This window comes from Oceanobacillus sp. FSL W7-1309, assembly GCF_038002145.1.
In the GTDB taxonomy this organism is placed as follows: Bacteria; Bacillota; Bacilli; order Bacillales; family Amphibacillaceae; genus Oceanobacillus; species Oceanobacillus profundus.
The window spans coordinates 159,432-186,193 of sequence record NZ_JBBOBX010000001.1; the positions used below are offsets into that span (position 1 = coordinate 159,432).

Sequence of the window (26,762 nt, forward strand, 5' to 3'; positions counted from 1 at the left end):
TAATGATAATAGTTAGAAACAGAGGAATTCACACATTGGCTGTGTGAATTCCTCTGTTTGTATATTTTCCATCGATATAAACAACGAATTTCTTACTTTGTTAAACTGTGGCTGCACCTTTTAGGAAAAAGCTTTTCATCGCATGATAAACATCGCCTTTTTCCTTTAACACGTAATATCGAAATTTTGGATCATCAATATTTTTATATGCATTCATTAATGTGGAGTAACGGTTATACCCATTTACTTCTCCATAGCCAAACATATTGGAAACATCCATAATTTCTTTTACGAGCTTGATGCATGTTGCATTGTCTGAGCTAATATTTTCTCCATCTGAAAAATGAAATGGATAGATATTATAACGGGATGGACTAAATTTGTCTTCTATCAGCTCTAACGCTTTTTTATAAGCAGACGAGCAGATTGTTCCACCGCTCTCTCCCTTCGAAAAGAATGCTTCCTCTGAAACTACTTTTGCTTCCGTATGATGTGCAATAAATGCAAATTCCACTGTTTCATACTTTGTTCGCAAAAAGCGATTCATCCAAAAGAAAAAGCTTCGCGCCATATACTTTTCGAAATTTCCCATCGATGCACTCGTATCCATCATGGCAATGACAACTGCTTTTGATTCTCGATTAATCACTTCGTTCCATGTCTTAAAACGTAAATCTTCATTATAAATTGGTGTGATTTTCGCTTCTCCATCTCTTGCATTGCGTTTCAGTGCTGTTAAAATGGTTCGTTTTTTATCCACATTTCCCATTAACCCTTTTTTTCGAACATCATTAAATTCAATTTTCTCTGTTGTGATTTCTGCCGATTCCTTCTGCTTTAGGTTTGGAAGTTCTAAATCTGGAAATAGCGCATTTTCTATTTCTGCAATCGAAACCTCTGTTTCGTAATAATCGGTTCCTGGATTTTCTCCTGCCTTCTTTCCATTTCCTGCACCTTTTTGCCCGTTCGCATCCGCATTCGGATCACGAGCAATTACATCTCCTACTTCGGAATCGCCATTTCCTTGCCCTACATGTTTCGATTTTTCATAGTTATAACGTATCTTATATTCATCTAAAGATCGAATCGGAATTTTAATGACGTCTTTCCCATTGGACATAATAATATTCTCTTCACTAATAAGGTCTGGCAAGTTATTTTTGATCGCATCTTTCACTTTATCAATATGACGTTGCTGATCCTGATAACCTTTCCGATGGAGAGACCAGTTTTCCTGGGAGACAACAAAGTTATGCTCATTTTCTTCAGTCATTTGTATCCTCTCCTATTTGAATTTTCAATCTCTTATTATGAAAATATACTTTCTTTATACTATGCAGAGAGAAACAAGTTATTGCCACTAATTCAAGAAATCTAGTATAAAAACAAAAGAATAATCAATATTTCATTTATAGATATGCAGTTTTCATAAAGTTTATCTAAGTGCAGCCTCTCTCATATCAACCCTCCAAAAAGTGAAAACAGGACTAACATTAAGTCAGCCCTGTTCGCATTTTTTCTTCACACATTATCGATTTAGCAAACTACCAACATAGCGTAATAAATCGTTAGCAGACACAGAGTTATAGCCATGTTCATCGATGAGACGTGCAATGACTTCATTTATCTTTTTCAATTGTGACTCATCTGGTGTTTTCGATGATGTCGTAATTTTTACAACATCCTTCAAGTCTGCAAATAGTTTCTTCTGAATTGCTTCACGCAAACGTTCATGTGAATTATAATCAAATCGTTTTCCTTTTCTTGCATAAGCAGAAAGTCGAATAAGAATTTCCTCACGAAATGCCTTTTTCGCATTTTCTGAGATCCCAATTTGTTCCTCAATCGATCGCATCAGCTTTTCGTCTGGACTCATTTCCTCTCCAGTAAGTGGATCACGTAATTTATTTTTATTGCAGTACGCTTCCACGTTATCCAAATAGTTATCCATCAACGTTTTAGCTGATTCTTCATACGAGTAAACAAACGCTTTTTGTACTTCTTTCTTCGCAATCTCATCATATTCTCTTCTTGCTACCGCAATGTAATTCATATATTTTTCCAAATCATCCTTTGAAATAGACGGATGTTGATCAAGTCCATCCTTTAACGATCGCAATACATCTAATGCATTAATCGATGGCACTTCCTTACGAATTATCGTTGAGGATATCCGGTTAATGACATAACGAGGGTCAATTCCAGACATTCCTTCATCCTGAAATTCCTTCTTTAACTCTTCTGTATCCACTTGATTAAACCCTTCAACACTTTCGCCATCATAAAGCCTCATCTTCTTCACAAGGTCAATTCCTTGTTTCTTCGATTCCTTCAATCTTGTCAGGATTGAAAATATCGCAGCAGCTCGAAGTGCATGTGGTGCCACATGAACATCCGCAATATCACTTTCTTTAATCATTTTCTCGTAGATTCGTTCTTCCTGACTAACTCTTAAATTATATGGAATCGGCATTACAATAATTCGAGAATGCAATGCTTCATTTTTCTTATTTGCTATAAAGGAACGATATTCCGATTCGTTGGTATGCGCCACAATAAGCTCATCAGCGGAAATTAACGCAAATCTCCCAGCCTTGAAATTTCCTTCTTGAGTCAAAGATAATAAATGCCAAAGGAACTTTTCATCACTTTTTAAAATCTCTTGGAACTCCATCATGCCTCGATTTGCCTTGTTTAATTCTCCATCAAAACGATATGCCCGTGGATCGGATTCAGATCCATATTCTGCAATCGTAGAGAAATCAATACTCCCGGTTAAATCAGCGATATCCTGCGACTTCGGATCAGATGGACTGAACGTTCCAATCCCAACACGTTTATCCTCTGAGAAGAATATTCGCTCCACCTTCACATCTTCAATACGGCCACCATACTCCTGATCAAGTCGCATTGTATTTAATGGTGATAAGCTCCCTTCAATTCGGATACCATACTCTTCATAAAAATCTTCTCGCAAATGCTGTGGAATTAAATGAAGCGGATCCTCATGCATTGGGCAGCCTTTTATCGCATATACTGCTCCTTCTTCAGTACGTGAATATTGCTCAAGTCCTCGCTTTAACATACTGACGATGGTCGATTTCCCACCACTTACTGGACCCATTAATAATAATATCCGCTTTCTTACATCTAACCTTTTAGCCGCTGGATGAAAATACTCTTCTACTAATCGTTCAATGGCCGTCTCTAATCCAAAAATTCCTTCCCCAAAGAAGTGGAACATTTTCTTATCGTCTTTTTCAGTAACCCCTGAGCTTTTAATCATATGATATACACGAGAATGTGCTGTCTGTGCGACTTCTGGTCTCTCTTTAACAATCTCTAAATATTCTTCAAATGTACCTTCCCATTTTAAACGATTTTCTTCTTCCCTATAGTCTCTCGCCTTATTTAATATATTCATCAGCTACTCCCTCCATCTATGCAGCGGTTTATATATCCTATGCACGGACACATCTTTTCATGCTTTGTATTCAAAAGCGGAAGCGCCCGGGTAGCGACGTACGGACTGCGCCCCGAACTTTGGGGTGGTTCGACGAGTCGAACATTCCTACGCAGGAGATAAAGGAAACACGCCCCTTTAGGGGTATGCCGATGTTAGGCGTAGCCTGATTTTAATCGGCCATCCTTTTACCTAGAGACGGTGTTGACTTTCACCGCCAGGGTATAAGTGCGACTAAGCCTCTGACACAGCCAATCGGCAAGTCTTCTTTATCGTGTCATGAGGTGAGGGAAGTCTCGCTAGTCGTTGGGCGCTGGAGCTGGACTTGGCTATTCTACTTTGAAAAATAAATCAAGCTAATTATTATATTTGTTTTCCCTTAAAAAGGCGGGGAATTGTAATTTTCTCTTTAAAAGCAAGTTAATCTATATGAATCCAGGGTATGATATAATGCAAATAATCTAATAAAGGCTGGAGCACTAGCAGGATAAGAAGTTACTATGCAATCATTAATATCTGTTCCAATACAATGCGTCTCGTTATCTATTCACAAGATAAATCAGGCAGACTGCATGAGGTCGAAAATGTCAAATCAGTTGCCCGTCTTCTTTTTATAACTGACTAAATCCCATTTACATTGAACAAAAAACAACCCAGAGCTGATTGTATCTGGATTGTTTTTCATTTACTATTTAATTATGTCTTGTATAGACTCGACCGCTTTTTCGATAACTCGATCTGTAATGATATAATGTTGTTCCAATTCTTCAAAAGCTTTACCTGCCTCCACTAAATCCTGAATCCCTTTTTTCATATACGATTTGTAATTACGATTCACCGTATCAATTTTCGTTGCAAACCTTTCATCAGTACCTGGAGTAACAGCTTCCACATACAAATCCACTACCTTTTCACCATCACGAGCTGGAAAAAATTCATGTGGATCCGTGCTATCAAATATACAAAATCCAAGCTCAAGGACGAGAACCATATCTAAGCTTTTGGGGTCAAAGCTACAATGATACAACTCCACATCATACCCACGCTCTTCACATGCTTTTGCAATTTTTTTCATAAAGGTTGATTTTCCAGTACCTGCTCTTCCTTTAATATAATAAACATTAGAAAGGTTTTCGATTAAATGCGGGACCTCATTAACAACTCCATTCGGTGTATTCGTACCAAATAAGCGGTGGTATACCTGCGCATCTCTATTCAAGGTTGTGGCTGAAGACAATAAACCTTGAATAAAAGTTTCGGCTAACTTATCCGCTCGTTCGAAGTTCATTTCATTAATATAAATGGCTTCTAAATCATCATGAATTTTTAGACCTGTTGCAAAGTTTTCATAAGCTTTCTCTGTAAAATGATTCACCTTATCTTGTAGTTCCCACTTTTCAGCTGTTGGTTGATGCTTCCCAGTTATTTGCTCTAAATCAAGTTCTATCCCCTTTGTCTCATTTAATGCAATACGGTCGGTAACGATTGCTACAGATTTTTCTCGAATGATTATACCATCTAAATAGTTTCTGCCCAGAGGGCTTTTTAAAGCTTCTAGCTTATCCGTTGAATTATAGATGTCAATGAGCTTTTTTAAAATATTTGTTTTATACGTTTCAGAGGGATGCTTTAAATAAATAATTGTCTCTAATTGTTCTATGTTTGTCTGTAAGTAATTCACTAATCCCACTGCAGTATTACCACTCACATAATAGTTATGAATAGACAAGTTAACACATCCTTTTGGTCGTTTTTCCTAGTTTATGTATTGCCCAAATGAATGTGAATCATGTTCTACGACCATACATTTGCGAGCAGGTAATTTCTGGAGTTTATTGATACAAGAAGAAGCTGAGACAAAAGTATTTTTATGAAATAAAAACCGAACATGATTGGTGCAAATAACTCGCTCCGGAAATATACTTCGCGCATCCAGAGACGGCTGGAGTCTACGTATATTTCCTAAGCTAAGCTTATGCATCGTTCGTCTTTAACATTAATCACTTTTGTTATGTCCCAGCTTCTTCCCGTTCTTATTAACTGTTTGCTAACTGACGCATTTCATCTTCTGTAAATACACGAGATCTCGTAATAAATCGTTTCCCTTCCGGACCTTCTAATGAAAACATTCCACCTCTACCATCGATTGCATCAATAATGAGCTGGGTATGCTTCCAGTATTCGTATTGATCTTTTGACATGTAGAAAGGTGTATCGCCTATCTCTCCTAGTAAAACATCTGATTCTCCAGTTCGAAATTCTCCGAGTTGATAGCACATTGGTGAACTGCCATCACAGCACCCTCCTGATTGATGAAACATTAAAGATCCGTGAATGTTGATCAAGGTATTAATCAGACGTAATGCGTCCTCTGTAGCCGTTACACGTTCGACCATGTAAACGCCTCCCTTTATCAGACCCTATTTAGAATAATCCTGCTGGACCTTCACTATAGCTTATTAATAAGTTTTTCGTTTGCTGATAATGGCCAAGCATCATTAAATGATTTTCCCGTCCGATACCTGATTTCTTATAGCCGCCAAATGCTGCATGTGCTGGGTATTGGTGGTAGCAGTTTGTCCATACACGGCCAGCCTGAATTTCACGGCCAAATCGGTAAGCTATGTTAATATTACGTGTCCAAACACCTGCACCTAATCCATATAATGTGTCATTAGCGATTTCCATAGCTTCCTCTTTATCTTTAAACGTTGTCACGGAAAGAACAGGTCCAAAAATTTCCTCTTGAAAAATACGCATTTTATTATTCCCTTTAAAAATCGTTGGCTCGACATAATAACCATTTTCAAGCTCACCTTCAAGCCTGTTTACATTGCCACCAATCAGGACCTCTGCACCTTCCTGTTTTCCGATATCCAGATAAGATGCGATTTTTTCCAATTGCTCGTGTGAAGCTTGTGCCCCCATCATTGTTTCCGTATCTAGCGGATGACCAATTTTAATTTGTTTTACGCGATCGATCACACGTTCCATAAATTGATCATAGATCGATTCATGGACCAGAGCACGAGACGGACATGTACAAACCTCACCTTGGTTGAGTGCAAACATAACGAAGCCCTCCACCGCTTTATCCAAGAAACCATCATTTGCATCCAGTACATCCTCAAAGAAAATATTTGGTGATTTGCCACCAAGCTCCAGTGTAACAGGGATAATATTTTCAGATGCATATTGCATAATCAATCTTCCGGTAGTTGTTTCCCCTGTAAATGCTACTTTGGAAATACCAGGGTTCGTAGCAAGTGGTTTTCCTGCTTCAACACCAAATCCATTTACAATATTAACAACACCTGGTGGTAACAGATCTTGAATAAGCTCCATGAACACATGGATGGAAGCCGGTGTTTGTTCAGCTGGCTTCAGTACGACACAGTTCCCAGCAGCAAGTGCCGGCGCTAGCTTCCATGTTGCCATCAGCAATGGAAAGTTCCAAGGAATAATTTGTCCGACGACACCAAGTGGCTCATGAAAGTGGTATGCTACTGTATCATCGTCAATCTGACTGATCCCACCTTCTTGTGCTCGGATAACACCTGCAAAATATCGAAAATGATCAATAGCAAGCGGTATGTCTGCAGCTAACGGCTCTCGGACTGCTTTTCCATTATCCCAGGTTTCAGCGACTGCCAGCTTTTCTAAATTTTCTTCCATGCGATTGGCAATCTTATTTAATATATTTGAACGTTCTGTAACAGAAGTCTTTCCCCAAGCGTCTTTTGCTGCATTAGCCGCATCAACTGCAGCCTGAACGTCTTCTTTTGTAGAGCGAGCAATCTCACAAAATACCTTGCCCGTTACGGGACTGACGTTTTCAAAATACTTTCCATTCATCGGTGGCCGGTATTCCCCTCCAATAAAATTATCATAACGCTCCTTGAATGTGACGATTGAACCCTCTGTATTTGGGTTTGCATACCTCATACTCCATTCCTCCTCTTATATTGTAATGATTTACAAATACATGCTGAAGAATCATGTTGTATTCCCTATTTTCAATTATATCGGTATTATCAGAATCATTCAAATAAATCTGGTGGATTCGCCTAAAAAAACCTTAATAAACTCAACATTGCCAAGCCTTTAGGCGAATCTCTTAGTTGCACTTATGCAAGATAAGAAAGTTTATACTTTCTTATCTGCTAAAAAAAAGCTGTGACCAATCTTCCCGTCACAGCTTTTCCTAATTTTAATGATGATGGCTATGCCCTTTTGATGGGTTGGTAATCACAAATCCTTCGTTGTTCACAAAGAAGTATTGAATCCAAATTCCATCTAAAAATTCCTCACGTGTATCAAGCAATATATCAACATCTTTATCTGTTTTCACAATTTCATCATGCTCTGTTGGTGTATCTAAAGAAATACCATAATGTGCATGATCACCGTGCATATGAGAAATATTTACTCGGATCATTTTGCCTTCTGCTTCTTCTTTTGCCAGCATTTCCTTTAGCATTTTTGCTGCATTACGATTTATTTTACATTTCATGTTCTAGTCTCCAATCTATTATGCATCTGTTGTACAAGTATATATTATCCCATGAAATCGATGAAAATCCTAATATTTCAGACTGGCTTTAGGGAGAATTAAAAAAATCCCCATTCATTCGGAGATTTTTCTAATTATTTCTTCCATGACTTATAATCGCCTTGTAAAAGCTTTAATATCTGAATAAATAATCCTTCACTTTCATAATCCATACATGTTACTTATTCCATTACATATTGAACCCACTTGTTAGGACGTCACTACCAGCCAGAATAAGTAAATATTTAAGCTGTCTGGATTTGTGCTATTTGCGTTAATTTTTTTAGCAGGGAATGAAATATATGCTCCACATCGCAAGCTTCTGGAACTTTAGGATTAGTCACAATTCCATTACCGCTAAAGGAATCTTCTACAAGCAGCGGAATGCTATCTTTAAATTCCTCTAAGTCAATATATCGTAACGCATCCTCCCAAATGGCAAATTTATCATTATATGATTTAATTAGCTTATGAGCCTGTTTAGCTAATTGATCTCTTTCTCCAGTATCTTCTTCTCCTAAATTTACTGCAATAGCTGCATATTTCTCTGCTGCTGCTTCTAGGCCAAATTCGACTACAAACGGTAATAACAGCGCGACACTTAATCCATGTGGAATATTAAACCTTGCACCTAATGGTCTCCCTGCTGCATGTGCCAAATTTGTAGATGCATTGGAGAAAGCAATTCCGGCATAACAGCTTGCGAGCAGCATTTCTTCACGAGCCTCCACATTTGCTCCGTTTTCATAAACCTTAGGTAACGACCTGCCAATCATACGAATTGCGTTTAGCGCATAATTATCTGTTGTTGCGCTGGCAAGCGTTGATACATATGCTTCCATTGCATGGGCCAGTGCGTCAAGACCAGTGTAAGCTGTGAATTGACTTGGTAGACTTTTTGTCAGTAACGGATCTAGAATAGCAACATCTGGTACCAAGTCTTTATGTCCTGGATTCATTTTAATCTCTGTCTTCATATTTTTTACGACCATTACTTTTGTCGCCTCAGAACCTGTACCAGCTGTAGTAGGCACAGCCAGCAGCGGAAGCCTTTTCAACCGGTTTTGAGCAGCTATATCCTCCCACGCTAAAGTTGGATTAACCGCAAACACAGAAGCTGCTTTGGCAATGTCTATAGCGCTTCCTCCCCCGATTGCGACAACACAATCTGCATTAGATTTGAGCAGACTATCCAATGCGGCAAGAAGGTGATCAGTTGTAGGCTCTCCCCTGTAATCAGAAAAAATCGTAACTGCAAGATTTTGTTTTTGTACGATAGATTTGATTTTCACATCATAATTTAGACCTTCAGAAGCTAGAAACGCATCCATTACGACAAATAACTTCGTTGCTCCATTTTCAACTGCTATTTTCCCTAAGTGTTCTAAGCTATTTGATCCCAGTTCAATTTGACGTGGTAAATATGTTGAAGCCATTATTAAACCTCCTTCAGTAATTTTCCATCTGATAATTTTTTCAGTATTTGCAGTTACTCACTCCCTTCAAAGCACTATTATTAAATGAACGAAACCCATTACCTCATATATTCAACCAGCCATAAGCTGATATCTGGTATATAGGTGACAAGTAGCAGAACAACGACCATCGTAATTAACAATACTCCAATTCCTTTAACCACTTCCTCTATTTTCAATTTGGCTACTCCAGCTGCAACAAATAAATTCACTCCTACTGGTGGTGTAATGAATCCAATTGCTAAATTGAAAATCATAATCAAACCGAAATGAACTGGGTCTACCCCAATTGCTAGTGCCATTGGCAGCAAAATCGGTGTTAAAATAACGATTGCCGCTAATGACTCCATTATTAAACCAACGAGTAATAAGAAAGCATTTAGTAACAGCAGAATGACCCATTTATTTTCACTAATACCCAGTACAAAGTTAGCTACTACTTCTGCAACTCTTTCCAATGTGATTAATCTCCCGAATATACTTGCCATCACAATTAGTAAAATAATGACCGAGGATGTAATGCCTGCTTTTGCTAGATTTCTATATAAACCTTTAAAATCCATATCCTTATAGATAAACATTCCTATAATAATTCCATAGCCAGCTGCAACTGCTGCCGCTTCCGTAGGGGTCATGAATCCACCATAGATACCGCCTAAAATAAATATGGGAACGAGTAAAGCTAGTTTGGCATCCCACGCAGCAGACAATGTATTTTTTAAACTGAAAGCAGTTTTATCTCCTCGCCAATCATTCTTTTTTGCAATAAAGTAGGTCACCACTATTAAGGCAATGCCTGTCAGAATTCCAGGAATTATTCCTGCAATGAACAATTGTGAAATCGACTGTTGGGAAACAACTCCATAAATCACCAGAGGATTACTAGGGGGAATAATAACTCCAATTGTTCCTGCAGCAGCTACGACCGCAGTTGCAAACCCTGGTGAGTATCCTTGCTTGATCATAGCTGGTATTAATAATGTTCCAATAGCTGCAACCGTTGCAGGACCCGACCCACTAATCGCTGAGAAAAACATACTTGTCACAATTGCTACGAGTGCAAGACCACCTGGCAAGTAACCAAGTAACTCATCTGATAAATTCAATAGCTTTCTGATGATGTTTCCACCACCCATAATAATTCCAGCAGCAATAAAAAACGGAACAGCCATGATTGGGAAATTATCAATACTTGTAAATGCGGTCTGCGGAAAAAAATCTATTGGAATTGCATTGGTAGCTAATACCGTTGCTAATGTACTAACACCGAGTGCAAAAGCAATCGGCATACCAAGAACAATAAACAATATAAAATAGCCAAATAGCAACAAGGATATGCTTGATTCACCTAAGGTCAAGACAGGAAGGATCATTATAAATGCAAGGATTGTTCCAATTAGTCCATCCTTTACATCCATATGTTTTGTATCCTGCATTAGATTTTGAATTAAGCGGATTGCCATAAGCAAGAAGCCAAGTGGTACAGCGCTATAAGGGATTGCCATCGGCAGAGATAATGCTGGTGTAGTCTGACCTGTTTCAAACTGGAACATAATTAACGTGTATCCATATTTAACAATCATGTAGCTGAAGTAAAGCATAAAAATTGTGTTGGCAATATGAATCGATTTTTGTAATCCTGAAGGAAACCTGTCTACTAAAGCAGTAACCTGGATTGAATCTCTCTTTTTAATAGCTAGACTAGCACCTAGAAATGAAACAAAAATAAAAATGTAGCGGGAAACTTCTTCTGTCCATGTGGTAATATTAGCAAACTCAATAAATGGTAAAATATATCGATTGATCACTTGAAGATTAATTAAGATGATAAACGTCAGAAAGCCCAGTACAATTAGCACTTCCTCAAATCGCTGATCCATAAATTTCAATGTTTTTAGTAATCCGCTGTTTTTTTTCATTAGTGGTGAATTATGATGCCTATTTTCCATTGCGGATAAATCTCGCCCCATATTTTCTCAGCTCCTCCCACCCAGTTGAGGGATTTTTTAAAACTGAAATAGATTATTTAAAGATGTCTTCCCTTGTCTTCCCAAGTGTTTCAAGAATGATGTCGACATACTCAGGCTCTGCCACTCCCTCTTTCACAAACTGATCCCAAACTGGCTCTGCAGTTTGCTTCCATATCTTCATTTCTTCTTCTGTTGGTTCATAGATTTCAATTCCATAATCAATAAACTGCTGCTTTGCTTCGTCTTCTCTTTCATTCGCAAGATCACGTTGCCATTCCGTTGCCTCTAGGCCAGCCTCCATAATGATATCTTGATATTCCTTTGATAGTGCATCAAATTTATCTTTATTCATAACAACGATGTCCGAACTGTAATTATAATTCACCTCAGTAGCATAATTTAACACCTCTTGATGTTTGGAATCCCAAAGCAAAGAATAGCTATTTCCTTCTCCTTCTACTGTACCTTGCTGCAATGCAGTAAAGACCTCTGACCAAGCTACAGGTGTCGGACTTGCACCAAATTCACTAAAATCAGCTTGTTCAATTCTAGAATTTGTTGTTCTAATTTTAAGCCCGGCCATATCTTTTGGAAGTTTAACTGGTCTTACGTTATTAACAACCTGACGAAATCCATAGTCAGGAAAGAATATAACTTTGAATCCTGACTTTTCCATTTCCTTTCGAATGATTTCTCCTGGCTTCCCATCTACGGCTTTATACACTTCTTCTTTATTCTCAAAAATATAAGGAAGATCCCAAGCGGTAAAATAATTTGTGAAGCTAGTCATATTTGGAGTAGAGGAGCTGGCCAATTCCAGACTTCCTCTCTGAGCACTTTCGATTACTTCTCTATCACTTCCGAGCAGAGAATCGTGAAATGTATCCACGGTTATTTTTCCATTTGACTTCTCCTCAACTAGTTCCGCAAATTTGTTAATTCCGATTGAAACTGGGTGACTACCAGCTTTTGATTGACCAAGTCGCAGTGTTATTTCCTCAGATTGACCAGCAATAGCATTTTGATTGAGTACATTATTTCCAATCAACGTAAAACTTAAGAAGGCTAAAATAACTAGGAGGATAATAACAGTGGATTTCACTTTTTTCATCAAATAACTCCTCTCATTTGATAACGCTTACATTTATGTTAGTTTTCTTTTTATTTTGATACGGAAAACATACATATCCGGACGATATAAGCCTTGGTAAGACTCAACAGCTTTTCCAAACTGATCATAAATAACTCTTTCTGTACAAAGTACAGTTGAGGATTCAGGTATTTCTAAATGTGCAGCTTCTTGTTTATTAGCTTGATGGGTTGTAATTGATTGCTCTGCTTCACTTAAATTGATAGATAGTTCATTTTCTAACAGATCGTAAATTGTTGCTGTATTTAAGTCAAATGCTGAAAGCTTTATTCCTATTTCGGATGGATAAAAGTGCTTTTCAATTGCTACTGGAATGTTATCTGCAAAACGCAACCGCTCGATTAAATAAGCATCCTTGTTGAATTCAAATATCTTCACTCCATCTTGCTGTAATAGTTTTCCAGAATATAATAGCCTGCTGCTCGGATTCATTCCCGTTCTTATTACCGTATCGGTAAAGCTATTTAATGAGGTTAACCACTCTTGTATTGGGGGATGTTTAGAAATAAATGTACCTTTTCCATGAACCTTTTGAAGTTTTCCTTCATTTACTAATTTGGAAACAGCTTCTCTGACTGTCGTTCTGCTAACAGCATACATATCCATTAATTCTCGCTCACTGGGTATCTTTTCTTGATATGCTCCAACTCGAATTTGCTTTTCCAGCAAATTACTAATTTGTGCGTGTAATGGAATTGGTAAATCAGCATTAATCATCTACATCCTCCTTTGCATGTATACTAGTAGTGATGTCATGTCGTACGTACCAGAAATCTCATCTTGACGATTAAGCTATTATTTTCTTTTATTAAAACAGTTGCTTTTTTATAAGTCAATAGATTCTGTAAATTCGGATTATCAGAAATTATAATATACCTTATTATAATTTCTAATATTGAACATACATGCCAATCTCTATACTGTTGATAGAATCGCATAAAAACAAGAAAGGATGAACCTTTCTTATTTCTTAAACCTATATAATGGCTTCTAGCTATTTCAATACTTCACGATTATACGTCTTAACATCCATCACCTGACCATCTACAATGTAATATTGTGTTTCACCTCTTAAAACTACCCATGTTTTAATGGTGTTCTCACCTGTTTGAACCACGATAAAACGCCAGTCCTCATCATACACATTATTCAGATCCTGGGAGATATCTTTCTGGAGATTTCTTTCTTGAAGCTCTTTCATATTTAGTAAATTTATCCCACCACGATTGTGAACGTCTTCCGCTAACTCGTCCGATAACTCTTCTAGCGGGTGCCTCGCTAGATAATCCTCGGAAAAATATGTTTCTACTAATTCATCATCTTCCAATAAAGCTGCTTCATACATATCTGATACTACAGATACAGCTACTGCATTAAAACATCCGCTCAATAACAGCATTGGTATACATATCATTACGGCTATCAGTCGTTTCATAAAATAACCTCTCTTAGCAATTTCATCAATTAAATTCTAAGCTATTACTAGAAAAATTTAAACTCTAAACATTAGAAAACAGAGCATTCGGCTATAGGCGAATGCTCTAGTTGCACTTATGGAAGTAGAAAAGTTATTTTACTTTCCTACTTCCATAAATGATGCAGATTCATTTGAACCTTGCATCATTGATATGATAGATGTAAGATTTTTCTTTTTTAGTGAAAAAGGTTTTCATGCATAAGGGAGTGAATGTTCCACTGATCATCCACCGCATCTTCAGTGCTATTTAACGCTGAAACAATGATTAAAACAGAAATAATGAGAAGTGATAGTACGGTGACGATCCAAATCAGTTTGCGACCGGTCATACGTACACCTCCTGTTTGAATTGGTCAAATTGGCAATTGCTTTTTACTCTTTTTCTGACCTAATTCATTCTATGTACACTGTTTCATAGTTAGAATTCAAATGTAGCATGTTGCATTTCTAAAGATCATAGCTATCTGGATTTGTCCCTGCCCGATCATTGTTATTCATCGCATCCAACTTTTCCATATCCTCTTTAGTGAGTGAGAAATCAAATATGTCCGCATTCGCTTTAATCCTTTCATCTGTAATCGATTTAGGAATGGTAATAACTTCATGCTGAATATCCCAGCGCAAAATGATCTGCGCTGCTGTTTTCCCATGTTTTTTTGCAATTTCTATAAGTGTTGGATCATCAAACAATTGTCCACGTTTTAATGGTGACCATGCCTCAAAATTAATATTTTCATTTGCGCAAAATTCCCGCAGCTCCACTTGGCTTAAATGCGGGTGAAATTCCACTTGATTAATGACAGGTTGAACATGACTATCCTTTAATAAGTTCTGTAAATGATGTACATGAAAATTGCTAACACCAATTGCACGAACCCTGCCCTCATTATATAATTTTTCCATAGCTCGCCACGTTTCCTTATACTTTCCTTTTACTGGCCAATGAATGAGATAAAGATCTAAATACGCAAGCCCTAATTTCTGTAAACTTCTTTCATAGGCTTCCAACGTGCTCTCGTAGCCTTGCTCATCATTCCAAACCTTCGATGTAATAAAAAGCTCTTCTCTAGTGATACCAGACTCACTGATTGCCTGCCCAACCCCGACCTCATTATCGTAAAAAGATGCAGTATCAATACTGCGATACCCATACTTTAATGCCGCTTTAACAGCATTGACCACCGTTTCTCCATCTTCAACCTTATAAACTCCAAGTCCAAACCCTGGCATTTTCACATCATTATTTAATGTAACGGTATCCTGCAAATGTGTAATCATATCGAACCCCTCCTATTCCATTCTCCATCTATCTTATCTTAGCTTTTTTAATGGACATTGTTAATCTATATGTTTATTAGTAGGCATAAATAAATCCCAGGTAAACAATTAAATCGTTTATCTGGGACCCAATTTACAGTGTATACCAATACTTCCCATCTCTAATTTCCCGCTGACACTCCCCGTTATACCGTAGATATTCCAAGTGGGCGAGTGTTTCACCAACCGCAAACCTTGTTTCATGAATGGTCAGCTGCCTTTTGAAAAGCTTTTCAGTAGCCTCATAAATCGTACGTCCATTTTTTAATATACCTATAAGTACACCTAATCGTTCATCATGATGTGCTCTAATTTCATCAATCCGTTTGCTTGCACCGTTAAATGGGTTTCCATGTGATGGTACGACTAAATCAGCATCCAATTTTCTTATTTTAGCTAATGAGGTAAAATACGTTCCTAAAGGATTTGGGTCACCATGAAACCAGTAGGAAATGTTCGGTGTGATGCTTGGTAAAATATGATCGGTTGAAAGCAGCATATTTTTTTCTTTGTTATAAAAGCTTACTAGTCCATCTGAATGTCCAGGTGTAAAAATCACCTCATATTCATATTTTCCAATCGGAATCGATTCACCTTCCTCAAAATAATGGTAAACATTTGGATATGGTGTTACCAGCGGTACAAATTCCCTTGTATTCGAGCTCATTTTAGTTGCAACATCTGCAGGAATTCCCGACAGCTGATAGTTTTCATGCAGACCATTTAAAAAATGTTCCTGCCATGCTACCAGACCTGCCTCAGCATCAATACGTGACATCGAAACTTTTGCAGCCGTCTTTTTCTGCAACCCTCCAGCATAACCAAAATGATCTGGATGGTAATGTGTAATGATAATATTTGTTACTGTCTTACCATCCAATTCTTTCTCCCATCGCTCTGCAGTTGATTTTTTATGCAGCCCTGTATCAATTACTTGAAAACCATTTTCCCCCTCTGCCAGAAAACAATTTACATGGTTTAGGCGAAAGGGAAGGTCAATTTTAACTAATTGGATTCCGTATTCTTCTAACACAACAATTCACTTCCTTCTCTAAAAACACACTTAAGCATAGCTTCGTTCTACTTCTTATTAGTTAACTTTCCTTTCTCCTTCCCAGAACATTTCACGTAACAGGTACTTTTGTAATTTACCCGTTGCAGTTTTGGGTAACGCTTCCACAAATTTCACAGCCTTTGGTGCTTTAAAATGTGCCATATTATCACGACAATAGCGAATTACCTCATCTTCTGTCAACGTCGCATCGGGTTGAAGCACGATGATGGCAAGCGGCACCTCTCCCCATTTTTCATCTGGAATCGCAATCACAGCCACCTCAAGGACATCTGAATGCTTGTACAACATACCTTCAACCTCCGTAGAAGATATATTTTCGCCACCGGAGATAATCAAATCCTTGGCGCGGTCACGAATTTCTATAAATCCATCCGGGTGGGTTACAGCAAGATCTCCCGTGTGGAACCAGCCATCTTTAATTGCTGCATTCGTTTTTTCCTCATCTTTATAATAGCCCTTCATAACTACATTTCCTTTTGTAATGATTTCACCTAATTCTTCCCCATTCCAGCGTACTTCCTCGCCATCCTGATGGACAACCTTTGTTTCGCCATTAAAGGCAAGCTCAATTCCTTGCCTCGCTTTTATCGTTGCTTGTTCATCCATTGATTTGCCATCAAACGCTTTTTTCCACTCACAGTAGAGGATAAATGGAGATGTCTCTGTTAAACCATAAACATGAATCATATTTAAACCGAGAATCTCCTGGGCTTTATGGATAAGTGCCGCTGCAGGTGGTGAACCAGCTGTTGCCATCCGTGGACTGGTCGTTATCATTACATCCTTTGCCTTTGGTTCGTTCACTAGCATATTAATCACTGTCGGCGCTCCACATAACAATGAAATCTTTCTTTTTTCAAACAGGTCTAAAATAAGTGGAGGGTCTACTTTTCGCAAACATACATGGGTAGCACCTGCTGCGGTAATTGCCCAAACGCCTCCCCAGCCATTTGCATGAAACATTGGCAATGTATGTAGATAGACATCATCATGCTCCACACGCAAATGATGTAAAAAATTAGCCGCGTTCATATAATTGCCCCTGTGCGTTAGCATCACACCTTTTGGATGTGAAGTCGTTCCGCTTGTGTAATTAAGCGTTAAAAGCTGATTCTCATCAAAATTCACCGAAGGAAGCATAAGGTCTGCTTGTACGCCACTTAGATAATTCTCGTAATCGATTCCAGTTAAAGAAGTCTTTTGATCATCAACAGCAACAACAATAATCGTTTCCAACGATAGCTTCTCTTGAATTTCCTCAATTGGTTTAGCAAATTCCTCATCAACGATCAGCATTTTAGCATCACTATGGTTAATAATATACGCTAAATCGTTTGCAGTGAGGCGGTAGTTTAATGGCACCATAACAGCACCTAACTGACAAATCCCATAGAAGCACTCAAGCATATAATGCGTATTCGGGAGCATCACTGCAACATGATCTCCTTCCCCGATCCCAGTTTCGATTAAAGCTTGGGAGAGCCTATCCACCCGATTGCCAAATTCTTTATACGTAAATTCCTTTTCTCCATCAATAACAGCAACTTTTTCTGGATAGTATTTGATTGCACGTCTTTTCCAATCTAGTGGTGTAAGTGGTGATAACATCGTAACAACTCCTTCATCTTTAATCGTTTATAAGAATAGATCTTTACCAATAATTAACTTCATTACTTCCGAGGATCCGCCATAAATTCGTTGTACCCGTGCATCTGCATATGCTCGGGCGATGGGATATTCTGTCATATACCCATATCCTCCAAAAAGCTGTAGACAATGATCCATCACTTCTCCCTGAACCTCGGTACAGCTTAACTTAGCCATGCTTGCTGTTACTGTATCTAATTCTCCCTTAATTAATAGATTTGTACATTCATTAGCAAAGGAGCGTTGAACCCTTGCCTTCGTTGCCACTTCTGCTAAAACAAATTGAGTATTTTGAAAGGAGGCGAGCGTTGTTCCAAAAAGTTCACGCTCTTTCACGTATTGAACCGTTTGCTCAATTATTCCTTCCATCGAAGCTACAGCATTGTTTGCAACAATTAATCGTTCCCTCGGTAACTCGCTCATTAAAATCTTAAAGCCTTGATCCTTTTCTCCCAAGATAGCAGCTTCCGTTACAAGAACATCTTCAAAGTATAATTCTGATGTATCACAGGAATGCAGACCAATTTTATCCAGATTCGTTCCTCGTTCAAAACCAGCTACAGGAACATCCACGATGAACAACGTTATTCCTCGAGATGGCTTTACATCCAAATTTGTTTTTGCAACAACGACAACAAAATCACAATGCTGTCCATTTGTAATAAATGTTTTAGAACCATTTAATTGATAAGCTGCTTGTTTTCTATCATACTTAGCGATCGTTTTAATCCCTTGCAAATCGCTTCCTGCTGCTGGTTCGGTCATAGCAATTGCACCAATCAATTCTCCGGTCGCCATTTTCGGAAGGTAGTGTTTCTTTTGTTTTTCTGTGCCGTAGTTTAATAGATATTGTGCAATGATTGTATCATGGACCGATAAATTAGCGGCAATCGAGTTATATCCTAATCTACTAAACGTTTCAATAATCGTTGTCGAATATAAAAATGTCGTTCCAAGCCCACCGTATTCTTCAGGTACCTCTGGTAAAAGAAACCCTTGATTTCCAAGCTTATTCCATAAATCTCTTGGAATATTTCCTTGCTTTTCCCAAGTAGCATAGTGATCAGCAATTTCCTTTCTGCAAAATTCTGCTGCGCTTTTACTAAGCAGATTAATTTCCTCTTTCTCTTCAGATGTCTGATGCATTTTCTCCTCCCCTTTGTGATGCATGATAACTACTTACCTTTGAAGCTAGGTTTCCTTTTTTCAAAAAAAGCACGAATTCCCTCTTCATTATCTTCTGTCTGAAGGAGTAGCGTTTGTACAGCTGTTTCTTGCATATCGTTCGTGTCATAAGTTAGTTCCTGTGAATGATTAACCAATTGTTTTACAAACTGATTGGCAAGTGGTGGACCATCAACAATAAACTGAGCAAACTCTGTTGCACCTTCTAATAAATTTCCTTCAATTACGCGATTAATAACGCCTTTTTCATGAGCAACAATTGCTGAAATCGGACGAGCCGAAGAAATCCACTCCTTTGCAAGATTAGCCGGTAGCTTTTCTGCTAATGCCTTGATGAGGCCAAGATCTGGAATAATCCCGACATTCGTAAAACTGCATACGAATTTTGCATCTTTTTGTGCAACAACAAAGTCTGCTGCAACTGCAATACTAAATCCAGCACCAGCAGCAAAACCATGAACCGCACTTACAACATATTTATCTAATTTCCTTATCGTTTGGATGATTGCTAAAGCACGCTTCATGTACTTCATAATTTCTACTGAGTTATTTAGGCTATTTATTGTTTCGAGGTCGCCACCAGCGGAAAACGCCTTCCCTTCTCCGTAAAGAATTATTGCCTTCACATCATCATCTTGATTTGCTTCCTCTAAAGCAGCTACTAGCTCATCTGCCATTTCAATCGATAACGCATTTCGTTTATCTGGTCGATTCATTGAAATATAAGCAATCTTGTTTTCTTTTTTTACTCGTACCACTTCCGACATGTTGAGCCCCCCTTATTGTTTAACAATAGAATTATATTCCCGACTTACTTTTTCCTGTGCGGCTTGATATTGCTTGTTCAGTTCTTCGGTAATTTCTGCAATGGACTGTACCTTCTCAATTCCACCAACACCTTGTCCAGCTCCCCAAATATCTTTCCATGCACGTATATTTGGATCCCCTAGCTCGGAAAAATCCATTTTTTTGTTTTCAGGTAGATTTTTCGGGTCCAGACCGGAATTTATAATACTAGGAATCAAGTAATTTGCTGGAATCCCACTAAATGCAGGGGTATAAACAATATCATCGATTGTTGATGCAATTGCCATACTCTGGTAACCCTCACTAGCCCCGCTCTCTTTTGCAGAAATAAAATGAGTTCCAAAATAAGCAAAATCTACTCCCAAAACCTGTGCTGCCAGTATATCCTCGCCCTTAGACATCGCCCCAGCAAGTATGAGCGGTCCGTCAAAAAAGCTACGTACTTCATGGACGAAGGCAATTGGATTTAATATCCCAGCATGACCTCCGGCACCACTGGAAACTAGAATGAGACCATCACTTCCCTTTTCCAGCGCCTTTTTTGCGAATTTGATGTTAATAACATCGGAGAGTACGATCCCACCATAATTGTGAACGATGTTTACTACCGGACTCGGATCTCCAAGTGATGTAATGACAATTGGTGGCTGGTGCTTTTCAATTAGTTGAAGGTCTTCCAAAAAACGTTTATTAGAATTATGGCTAATAAAATTAATAGCCCATGGCGCAATTTTACGGCCTGGATTTTGCTCTTTCAGTTGTGTGAGTTCCGACTTTATTTCTCCCATCCACGCATCCAGCTTTTCCGTAGTTCTGGCATTCAAGGCTGGAAAAGAACCAACGATTCCAGCGTTACAAGCTTCGATGACCATGGTTGGATTAGAAATTAAAAACATTGGAGCCATAATGACTGGTAGTGTCATTTGCTGCTTTAACTCGTTTAATTCCATTTTCTTCAATCTCCTTTACTTTTTTGTTTCCATAAAATAATCATGTATTACTCATTGGAAATTGCTAATTGTTTCTTGACTTGATCACGCAATGCCATTTTCAGGAATTTACCGACAGACGTCTTTGGAATTTCTTCTAAAAATAAAACCTCATCCGGTAACCACCATTTCGCAAACTGTGTCTTTAAAAACGCAAGTATTTCCTCTTTTGTGACATTCGCGTTTTCTTTAAGTACAACACAAGCTATCGGTCGTTCCTGCCATTTTGGATCTGGAATCGCAACAACAGCCGCTTCATAAATTGCTTCATGTGCCATTAATGCATTCTCTAAATCAACAGACGAAATCCATTCGCCACCACTCTTAATAAGATCCTTTGTACGATCGACGATTTTTACCGCACCTTCCTCATCTATCGTGACAACATCTCCAGTGTGTAACCAACCATCACGAAAAGCATCCGCCGTTCGTTCATCCTTGTAATATTGATCCGCTATCCACGGGCCACGAATCAACATTTCCCCCATTTCCTCTCCATCTGCTGCAACCTCACCATTTTCATTTACAACCTTAAGCTCAAGACCTGGAACAATCATTCCTTGTCTTGATCGGAATTCTAATCGATCTGCCTCCGATAAATCTGATTGATAACTTTTCAACCTGGAGACCGTTGCAAGTGGTGACGTTTCTGTCATACCATATGCATGGATAAAAGGAATACCATACGTTGATTCAAACGCCTTTATCATTCCTTTTGGCGCTGCCGATCCCCCACATAAAACAGCTCGTAAGCTTTTCATGTTGTAGCTTCCCTGCTCAAGTGCTTTTAATAAACCGAGCCAAATTGTAGGAACTCCGGCCGTTATTGACACTTGGTTTTCTTCGATTAGAGACGCTAATATTTGCGGTGTAGGCGAAGGTCCGGGCAGCACTTGATCTGCACCAAGCCAAGCTGCTGCAAAAGGTATCCCCCAAGCATTCACATGAAACATAGGTACAACTGGCATAGCTATGTCAGCTTCCGACAAGCCAACTGTATTCGCCATTCCAAGTGCCATACTATGCAAGTAGATTCCCCGGTGCGTATATAGCACACCCTTTGGCTTTCCAGTTGTGGCAGATGTATAACACAATCCTGCTGGATCATTCTCATCTAAATCTTCCCGAAATTCATATGTTGGATCAGCATCTTGTACGAGCGCTTCATATGAATATAAAGATGTTAACTTTGACTCTGGTAAAAATGCTTCATCTGTCATTACAACAAAAGCCTCTACTGTTTGGAGCCTGTCCTGTATTCTTTCAATTAGTGGCAGTAAATCGGGGTCAATTAAAAGAATCTTATCCGCTGCATGATTAATAATGTAAATGAGATGCTCTTCTGAAAGCCGGATATTAATTGTATGCAAAACTGCTCCCATACTTGGAACAGCAAAATATGCTTCCAGATGACGATGGTGGTTCCAAGCGAACGTTCCAACTCGATCTCCCTTTTCTATCCCAAGAGATTCAAGCGCACTAGCAAGCGATCGCATTCTTTTCACGATTTTCTTATACGTAAACGAATGGGTTCCAGATAGTGTTCGTGAAATAACCTTTTTCTTCGCATAATACTTTTCCGTATGATTGATCATAAAAGGCAGTGTCAATTGCGTGTTCATCATTGGGCATTTCCCCTTCTCTATTAATTAAAATATAGATAACTAATTTAATACGCCTATTTCTCGAAGAATTAATTCCGTGTGTTCACCACGTTTTGGTGCCGGCAAGAAAGTTTCTTTAGGGCTTTCCGACAATTTTATCGGGTTGCCAATTTGCTTCATATTACCTAATTCAGGGTGAGCTATTGTTTGTATCATTTCTCTTGCCTGCAGCTGCGAATCTTCCAGTGTTTCTTCCATTATCTTCACTGGTGTAACACATGCTTCCTTTTCAGAAAAGATATCCAACCATTCCTCCAAGGTTTTCCCGGCAATATTCGTTTGGATTTCGTGTATCATCTGCTCTTGTTTCTCCTTTGGAGCATCTAAACAGTCAATGAAATCCTGTCTTTCGATTCCTTCGCAAAAAACCTTCCAAAACTTTTGTTCAATGCCACCCATCGATAGAAACCGATTATCTTTCGTTTCATATACTTGGTAACAAGCAAACCCTCCGTTCAAAAGCTCTTCCCCCCGAGTTACTTCTCGTTCAGCAAAAACATTTGGCAATAGCATGTGCATCCAAGATACGACCCCGTCCAGCATCGATACATCGACAAGCTGTCCTTTTCCTGTTTTCTCCCGTTCAAATAATGCTAGCAAAATCCCTGCAATTGCCGGATATGCTCCACCACCAATATCAGCAATTTGTGTAGCTGGGATAACTGGTTTGCGATCCTTTTCCCCCATCACATGTAATAAGCCCGCATAGCTAAGATAGTTTATATCATGTCCAGGTTTGTTTTTATATGGACCGGTCTGTCCATAGCCAGTAATAGCACAATAAATCAGTCTCGGATTTATTTGTTTCAATGTTTCATAGTCAAGTCCAAGCCTCTTCATTACTCCTGGACGAAACGATTCCATAACAACATCCGCAGTTTCTACTAGCTTTAAAAAATGGCTTCGTTCTTTTTCAGTTTTTAAATCGAGACAGATACTTTTTTTATTGCGATTTAGAGAATGAAAGACTGCGCTATCCGCATCAAGCTTTGGTTCAAAGTCTCTTAAATAATCTCCAGCCACTGGATCCTCTACTTTAATTACCTCTGCACCAAAATCAGCAAGCATTAATGTACAATATGGGCCTGGCAGCAGTCTTGTGAGATCAAGTACACGTATCGCTTGTAAAACCATACCTCTCACCCTTTCAAAGCTTAATCGAGTCTTTCAATAATGGTTGCATTTGCCATGCCATGTCCTTCACACATCGTCTGTAACCCGAAACGTCCTCCGGTACGCTCAAGCTCGTGTATCATCGTCGTCATCAACCTTGCCCCGCTTGCACCTAACGGATGACCGAGTGCGATAGCACCACCATTTGGATTTAACTTCGAAGTGTCTGCTCCAGTTTCTTTCAGCCAGGCAATTGGAACAGAAGCAAATGCCTCATTCACTTCAAAAACATCGATATCTTCAATCGTCAGTCCTGCTTTTTTTAATACTTTCTCTGTTGCAGGTATTGGTCCAGTTAACATCAATGTCGGATCAGAACCAACTACCGTTCTTGCTAAAACTCGGAATCTTGGCTTTAGCCCAAGCTCTTCCGCTTTCTCTCGTGACATTAAAAGGATTGCTGCTGCACCATCACTAATTTGGCTCGCATTCCCTGCCGTTATCGTTCCGTCCTCTTTAAAAGCTGGAGCCAGACTTGCTAGCTTCTCGATAGATGAGTTAGCACGTGGACCTTCATCTTCCTTTAACATTGTTTTTGTTCCATCCGAATGTGTAACCTCAAGTGGCATGATCTCTTTTTCAAAATGACCTTTCTTTCTAGCTGCCACCGCTTTTTCATGACTGTTTAATGAAAATTCATCCATCTCTCGTCTTGTGATTCCCCATTTTTCCGCGATACGTCCTGCTGATAAACCTTGATTAATAATTTCATAGTTTCCTGTTAATGCATTACTCAGTTTAACCCCTTGCATATTGGAGCCCATCGGTACCCGTGACATATTTTCAATCCCTGCTGCAACAACTACATCCATATCTCCGCTAATAATTGCTTGCGCTGCAAAATGAACTGCCTGCTGACTTGAACCGCACTGTCTGTCAATGGTCGTACCTGGTACTTCGATTGGATAACCAGCAATTAAAGCTGCTTGTCTTGCAATATCAAAAGCCTGTTCCCCCACCTGGGTAACACAGCCCATGATGACATCCTCAACCAAGCCCGGTGAAATTCCTGCTCGCTTCACTACTTCTGCCAGTGGTTTTGCGGCTAACTCTTCGGCTCGAATACCACTCAATGATCCGTTCCGTTTTCCAACTGGAGTTCTGACTGCCGCGACGATTACTGCTTCTCTCATAGTTAACTTCTCTCCTTGTTATTTCGGCTGCATCCGGATCGCACCATCTAGCCGAATTGTTTCTCCATTCAACATTGGATTTTCGATAATACTCTGCACTAATAGCGCATACTCACTAGGTTTACCCAATCGTGATGGGAATGGTGTCATTTTACCGAGTTCCTCTCTTGCTTTTTCAGGTAAAGTTTCAAACATTGGAGTTAGAAAAAGACCTGGCGCTATTGACATCACTCTGATTCCATATGGAGCAAGATCACGAGCAATCGGAAGTGTCATCCCAGCAACGCCACCTTTAGAAGCACTATATGCAGCCTGTCCAATCTGTCCTTCAAATGCAGCAACAGAAGCTGTGTTGATAATTACACCACGTTCATCAAGCTCATTCGGTTCATTGGAACCCATCCGCTCTGCTGCTAAACGAATAACATTAAACGTTCCAATCAAATTGATCTGAATAATCTTAGAAAAGGCTGCTAAATCATGCACGCCCCTTCTTCCATAAGTTTTTTCAGCAATTGCAATCCCAGCACAATTGACAACTACATTAACTTTTCCAAAATGATTTTCCGTTTCATTCAGTGCTCGCTCTACACTTTTTTCATCTGTAACATCCGTCTCAACAAATAAACTACTTGTCCCTAGCTCTTCTGCAAGAATCTTCCCTCTCTCTTCGTTTAAATCAAGAATGGCTGCTTTTCCGCCATTTTTAATTATATTTCTAGTTGTCGCCTCACCTAGTCCTGATGCTCCTCCTGTAATCACAGCTACAGTACTTACTAGTTTCATCGAGTCCACCCACCCTTACTTTTATTTATTTTTTAGCAGCATGAGCATTACGTAATCTGCAATAACTGCGGCGATTTCTTTTTTATCTTTTTTTCCATCAGCTGAATACCACTGTGTCACCCAATTCATCGCGCCAAAAAGAATATTTCGAGCAATTTTCTTATCTAAGTTGCGAAATACTTGCGTGTGGATTCCTTGTTGAATTATTTCGTCAAAACAATGACTATACTTTGCCTGAAGCTCGCGTAACTTTTCCTGCTGTTCTTCTGAAAAGAATTGTTCCAGCTTCAACATGAGTTCAAACCCAGATTGTTCATGAATAACATGCTCAATATGAACAACCATGGATTGTTTCAACTTCTCTTCTATAGATATGTCTTGTTGTTGGATATATTTCACATTTTCAATACTGCGTTCCAGCAGCATTTGGTGACTTTGATAGAGTAGGTCCTGCTTATCTTTAAAATAATAATAAACAGCACCTTTCGTCATGAGGAGGTTTGCGGCGATATCTTCCATTGTCGTTCCTTGGTAGCCTTTTTCTGCAAAAATATGAACCGCAGAACGTAAAATCTCTTCCTTTTTCTTTGCTATCTTTCTTTCACGTAAAGACATTCATCACACATCCTGACAAACCATTTGTAATCGCTTTCATTTTTATTCTAGTTAGTTAGTTTTTGAATGTCAAGTATGTAGTCAGAAAATTTATATTAAATTTATAAATTAAGATTATTCTTATCGAAAAGAAAACCAGGATAAACTTTATATCCTGGTTTTCTTTGTGTTTTTTTATTCCATACCTCAATTATCCAATCATACTGTGCCCGCCATTTACGCTTATTGCTCCGTTCCTTGCAGAACCAGAAATGATTAAGCTCCTGTCACGACGAAAAAGTTCA

At 38.8% G+C, this 26,762-nt stretch carries 23 protein-coding genes; all 23 read right to left on the reverse strand.

Annotation, left to right across the window (positions count from 1 at the left end; all coding sequences use genetic code 11):
* Positions 1–100 precede the first annotated feature (100 nt).
* Entirely contained in the window at positions 101–1,273 is a 1,173-nt protein-coding gene (gene yhbH / locus NST46_RS00720) for a sporulation protein YhbH (protein ID WP_095310825.1), read from the reverse strand.
* A gap of 255 nt (positions 1,274–1,528) precedes the next feature.
* Positions 1,529–3,424 (reverse strand): PrkA family serine protein kinase, encoded by a 1,896-nt coding sequence (locus NST46_RS00725; RefSeq protein ID WP_095310827.1) that lies wholly within the window; start codon positions 3,422–3,424, stop codon positions 1,529–1,531.
* Between the two features lie 727 nt (positions 3,425–4,151).
* Positions 4,152–5,192, reverse strand: coding sequence for a hypothetical protein (locus NST46_RS00730; protein WP_341136586.1), 1,041 nt, complete (start codon positions 5,190–5,192; stop codon positions 4,152–4,154).
* A gap of 307 nt (positions 5,193–5,499) precedes the next feature.
* Positions 5,500–5,859, reverse strand: a complete 360-nt coding sequence (locus NST46_RS00735) for a DUF779 domain-containing protein (RefSeq protein WP_095310846.1) — start codon at positions 5,857–5,859, stop codon at positions 5,500–5,502.
* Between the two features lie 28 nt (positions 5,860–5,887).
* Positions 5,888–7,408 carry an aldehyde dehydrogenase gene (adh, locus tag NST46_RS00740; protein WP_251659264.1) on the reverse strand — a complete coding sequence of 507 codons (1,521 nt, stop codon included), beginning with the start codon at positions 7,406–7,408 and terminating at the stop codon, positions 5,888–5,890.
* A 265-nt stretch (positions 7,409–7,673) separates the two neighbouring features.
* Positions 7,674–7,976: a heme biosynthesis protein HemY gene (locus tag NST46_RS00745; protein ID WP_095310851.1), complete on the reverse strand. Its 303-nt coding sequence runs from the start codon at positions 7,974–7,976 to the stop codon at positions 7,674–7,676.
* A gap of 284 nt (positions 7,977–8,260) precedes the next feature.
* Positions 8,261–9,451 carry an iron-containing alcohol dehydrogenase gene (locus tag NST46_RS00750; RefSeq protein ID WP_095310854.1) on the reverse strand — a complete coding sequence of 397 codons (1,191 nt, stop codon included), beginning with the start codon at positions 9,449–9,451 and terminating at the stop codon, positions 8,261–8,263.
* 98 nt (positions 9,452–9,549) lie between these two features.
* Positions 9,550–11,460, reverse strand: coding sequence for a TRAP transporter large permease (locus NST46_RS00755; protein WP_339316401.1), 1,911 nt, complete (start codon positions 11,458–11,460; stop codon positions 9,550–9,552).
* 52 nt (positions 11,461–11,512) lie between these two features.
* Positions 11,513–12,571, reverse strand: a complete 1,059-nt coding sequence (locus NST46_RS00760) for a TRAP transporter substrate-binding protein (RefSeq protein WP_095310859.1) — start codon at positions 12,569–12,571, stop codon at positions 11,513–11,515.
* Between the two features lie 33 nt (positions 12,572–12,604).
* The gene (locus NST46_RS00765; RefSeq protein WP_340002134.1) at positions 12,605–13,327 is read right to left on the reverse strand and encodes a GntR family transcriptional regulator; all 723 of its coding nucleotides are present in this window, start codon (positions 13,325–13,327) and stop codon (positions 12,605–12,607) included.
* A gap of 277 nt (positions 13,328–13,604) precedes the next feature.
* Entirely contained in the window at positions 13,605–14,045 is a 441-nt protein-coding gene (locus NST46_RS00770) for a hypothetical protein (protein WP_095310863.1), read from the reverse strand.
* 218 nt (positions 14,046–14,263) lie between these two features.
* On the reverse strand, positions 14,264–14,416 hold the full coding sequence (locus NST46_RS00775) for a hypothetical protein (RefSeq protein WP_303447574.1): 153 nt from the start codon (positions 14,414–14,416) through the stop codon (positions 14,264–14,266).
* Between the two features lie 118 nt (positions 14,417–14,534).
* The gene (locus NST46_RS00780) at positions 14,535–15,365 is read right to left on the reverse strand and encodes an aldo/keto reductase (RefSeq protein WP_340002135.1); all 831 of its coding nucleotides are present in this window, start codon (positions 15,363–15,365) and stop codon (positions 14,535–14,537) included.
* A 133-nt stretch (positions 15,366–15,498) separates the two neighbouring features.
* Positions 15,499–16,437, reverse strand: coding sequence for an MBL fold metallo-hydrolase (locus tag NST46_RS00785; RefSeq protein ID WP_341136587.1), 939 nt, complete (start codon positions 16,435–16,437; stop codon positions 15,499–15,501).
* Between the two features lie 57 nt (positions 16,438–16,494).
* Entirely contained in the window at positions 16,495–18,087 is a 1,593-nt protein-coding gene (locus tag NST46_RS00790) for a long-chain-fatty-acid--CoA ligase (RefSeq protein WP_251659276.1), read from the reverse strand.
* Between the two features lie 27 nt (positions 18,088–18,114).
* A complete protein-coding gene (locus NST46_RS00795; RefSeq protein WP_303447570.1) occupies positions 18,115–19,272 on the reverse strand; it encodes an acyl-CoA dehydrogenase family protein in 1,158 nt (385 codons plus the stop codon).
* A gap of 29 nt (positions 19,273–19,301) precedes the next feature.
* Positions 19,302–20,078: an enoyl-CoA hydratase/isomerase family protein gene (locus NST46_RS00800; RefSeq protein ID WP_251659280.1), complete on the reverse strand. Its 777-nt coding sequence runs from the start codon at positions 20,076–20,078 to the stop codon at positions 19,302–19,304.
* Between the two features lie 12 nt (positions 20,079–20,090).
* Positions 20,091–21,068, reverse strand: coding sequence for an NAD(P)H-dependent flavin oxidoreductase (locus NST46_RS00805; RefSeq protein ID WP_340002136.1), 978 nt, complete (start codon positions 21,066–21,068; stop codon positions 20,091–20,093).
* Positions 21,069–21,115: 47 nt separating this feature from the next.
* On the reverse strand, positions 21,116–22,732 hold the full coding sequence (locus NST46_RS00810; protein WP_118889857.1) for a long-chain fatty acid--CoA ligase: 1,617 nt from the start codon (positions 22,730–22,732) through the stop codon (positions 21,116–21,118).
* A 39-nt stretch (positions 22,733–22,771) separates the two neighbouring features.
* Entirely contained in the window at positions 22,772–23,905 is a 1,134-nt protein-coding gene (locus tag NST46_RS00815) for a CaiB/BaiF CoA transferase family protein (protein WP_118889856.1), read from the reverse strand.
* Between the two features lie 20 nt (positions 23,906–23,925).
* Positions 23,926–25,077, reverse strand: coding sequence for a thiolase family protein (locus tag NST46_RS00820; RefSeq protein ID WP_095310883.1), 1,152 nt, complete (start codon positions 25,075–25,077; stop codon positions 23,926–23,928).
* 18 nt (positions 25,078–25,095) lie between these two features.
* Positions 25,096–25,863 (reverse strand): 3-hydroxyacyl-CoA dehydrogenase, encoded by a 768-nt coding sequence (locus NST46_RS00825; RefSeq protein WP_095310885.1) that lies wholly within the window; start codon positions 25,861–25,863, stop codon positions 25,096–25,098.
* 21 nt (positions 25,864–25,884) lie between these two features.
* The gene (locus NST46_RS00830) at positions 25,885–26,478 is read right to left on the reverse strand and encodes a TetR/AcrR family transcriptional regulator (protein ID WP_340002137.1); all 594 of its coding nucleotides are present in this window, start codon (positions 26,476–26,478) and stop codon (positions 25,885–25,887) included.
* Between the last annotated feature and the right edge of the window lie 284 nt (positions 26,479–26,762).

Coding starts and splice junctions, on each gene's coding strand:
- yhbH (WP_095310825.1), bottom strand. CDS start 1,273: ATGACTGAAGAAAATGAGCATAACTTTGTTGTCTCCCAGGAAAACTGG.
- NST46_RS00725 (WP_095310827.1), bottom strand. CDS start 3,424: ATGAATATATTAAATAAGGCGAGAGACTATAGGGAAGAAGAAAATCGT.
- NST46_RS00735 (WP_095310846.1), bottom strand. CDS start 5,859: ATGGTCGAACGTGTAACGGCTACAGAGGACGCATTACGTCTGATTAAT.
- adh (WP_251659264.1), bottom strand. CDS start 7,408: ATGAGGTATGCAAACCCAAATACAGAGGGTTCAATCGTCACATTCAAG.
- NST46_RS00745 (WP_095310851.1), bottom strand. CDS start 7,976: ATGAAATGTAAAATAAATCGTAATGCAGCAAAAATGCTAAAGGAAATG.
- NST46_RS00750 (WP_095310854.1), bottom strand. CDS start 9,451: ATGGCTTCAACATATTTACCACGTCAAATTGAACTGGGATCAAATAGC.
- NST46_RS00755 (WP_339316401.1), bottom strand. CDS start 11,460: ATGGGGCGAGATTTATCCGCAATGGAAAATAGGCATCATAATTCACCA.
- NST46_RS00760 (WP_095310859.1), bottom strand. CDS start 12,571: ATGAAAAAAGTGAAATCCACTGTTATTATCCTCCTAGTTATTTTAGCC.
- NST46_RS00765 (WP_340002134.1), bottom strand. CDS start 13,327: ATGATTAATGCTGATTTACCAATTCCATTACACGCACAAATTAGTAAT.
- NST46_RS00770 (WP_095310863.1), bottom strand. CDS start 14,045: ATGAAACGACTGATAGCCGTAATGATATGTATACCAATGCTGTTATTG.
- NST46_RS00775 (WP_303447574.1), bottom strand. CDS start 14,416: ATGACCGGTCGCAAACTGATTTGGATCGTCACCGTACTATCACTTCTC.
- NST46_RS00780 (WP_340002135.1), bottom strand. CDS start 15,365: ATGATTACACATTTGCAGGATACCGTTACATTAAATAATGATGTGAAA.
- NST46_RS00790 (WP_251659276.1), bottom strand. CDS start 18,087: ATGTTATCACCACTTACACCACTAGATTGGAAAAGACGTGCAATCAAA.
- NST46_RS00795 (WP_303447570.1), bottom strand. CDS start 19,272: ATGCATCAGACATCTGAAGAGAAAGAGGAAATTAATCTGCTTAGTAAA.
- NST46_RS00800 (WP_251659280.1), bottom strand. CDS start 20,078: ATGTCGGAAGTGGTACGAGTAAAAAAAGAAAACAAGATTGCTTATATT.
- NST46_RS00805 (WP_340002136.1), bottom strand. CDS start 21,068: ATGGAATTAAACGAGTTAAAGCAGCAAATGACACTACCAGTCATTATG.
- NST46_RS00810 (WP_118889857.1), bottom strand. CDS start 22,732: ATGATGAACACGCAATTGACACTGCCTTTTATGATCAATCATACGGAA.
- NST46_RS00815 (WP_118889856.1), bottom strand. CDS start 23,905: ATGGTTTTACAAGCGATACGTGTACTTGATCTCACAAGACTGCTGCCA.
- NST46_RS00820 (WP_095310883.1), bottom strand. CDS start 25,077: ATGAGAGAAGCAGTAATCGTCGCGGCAGTCAGAACTCCAGTTGGAAAA.
- NST46_RS00825 (WP_095310885.1), bottom strand. CDS start 25,863: ATGAAACTAGTAAGTACTGTAGCTGTGATTACAGGAGGAGCATCAGGA.
- NST46_RS00830 (WP_340002137.1), bottom strand. CDS start 26,478: ATGTCTTTACGTGAAAGAAAGATAGCAAAGAAAAAGGAAGAGATTTTA.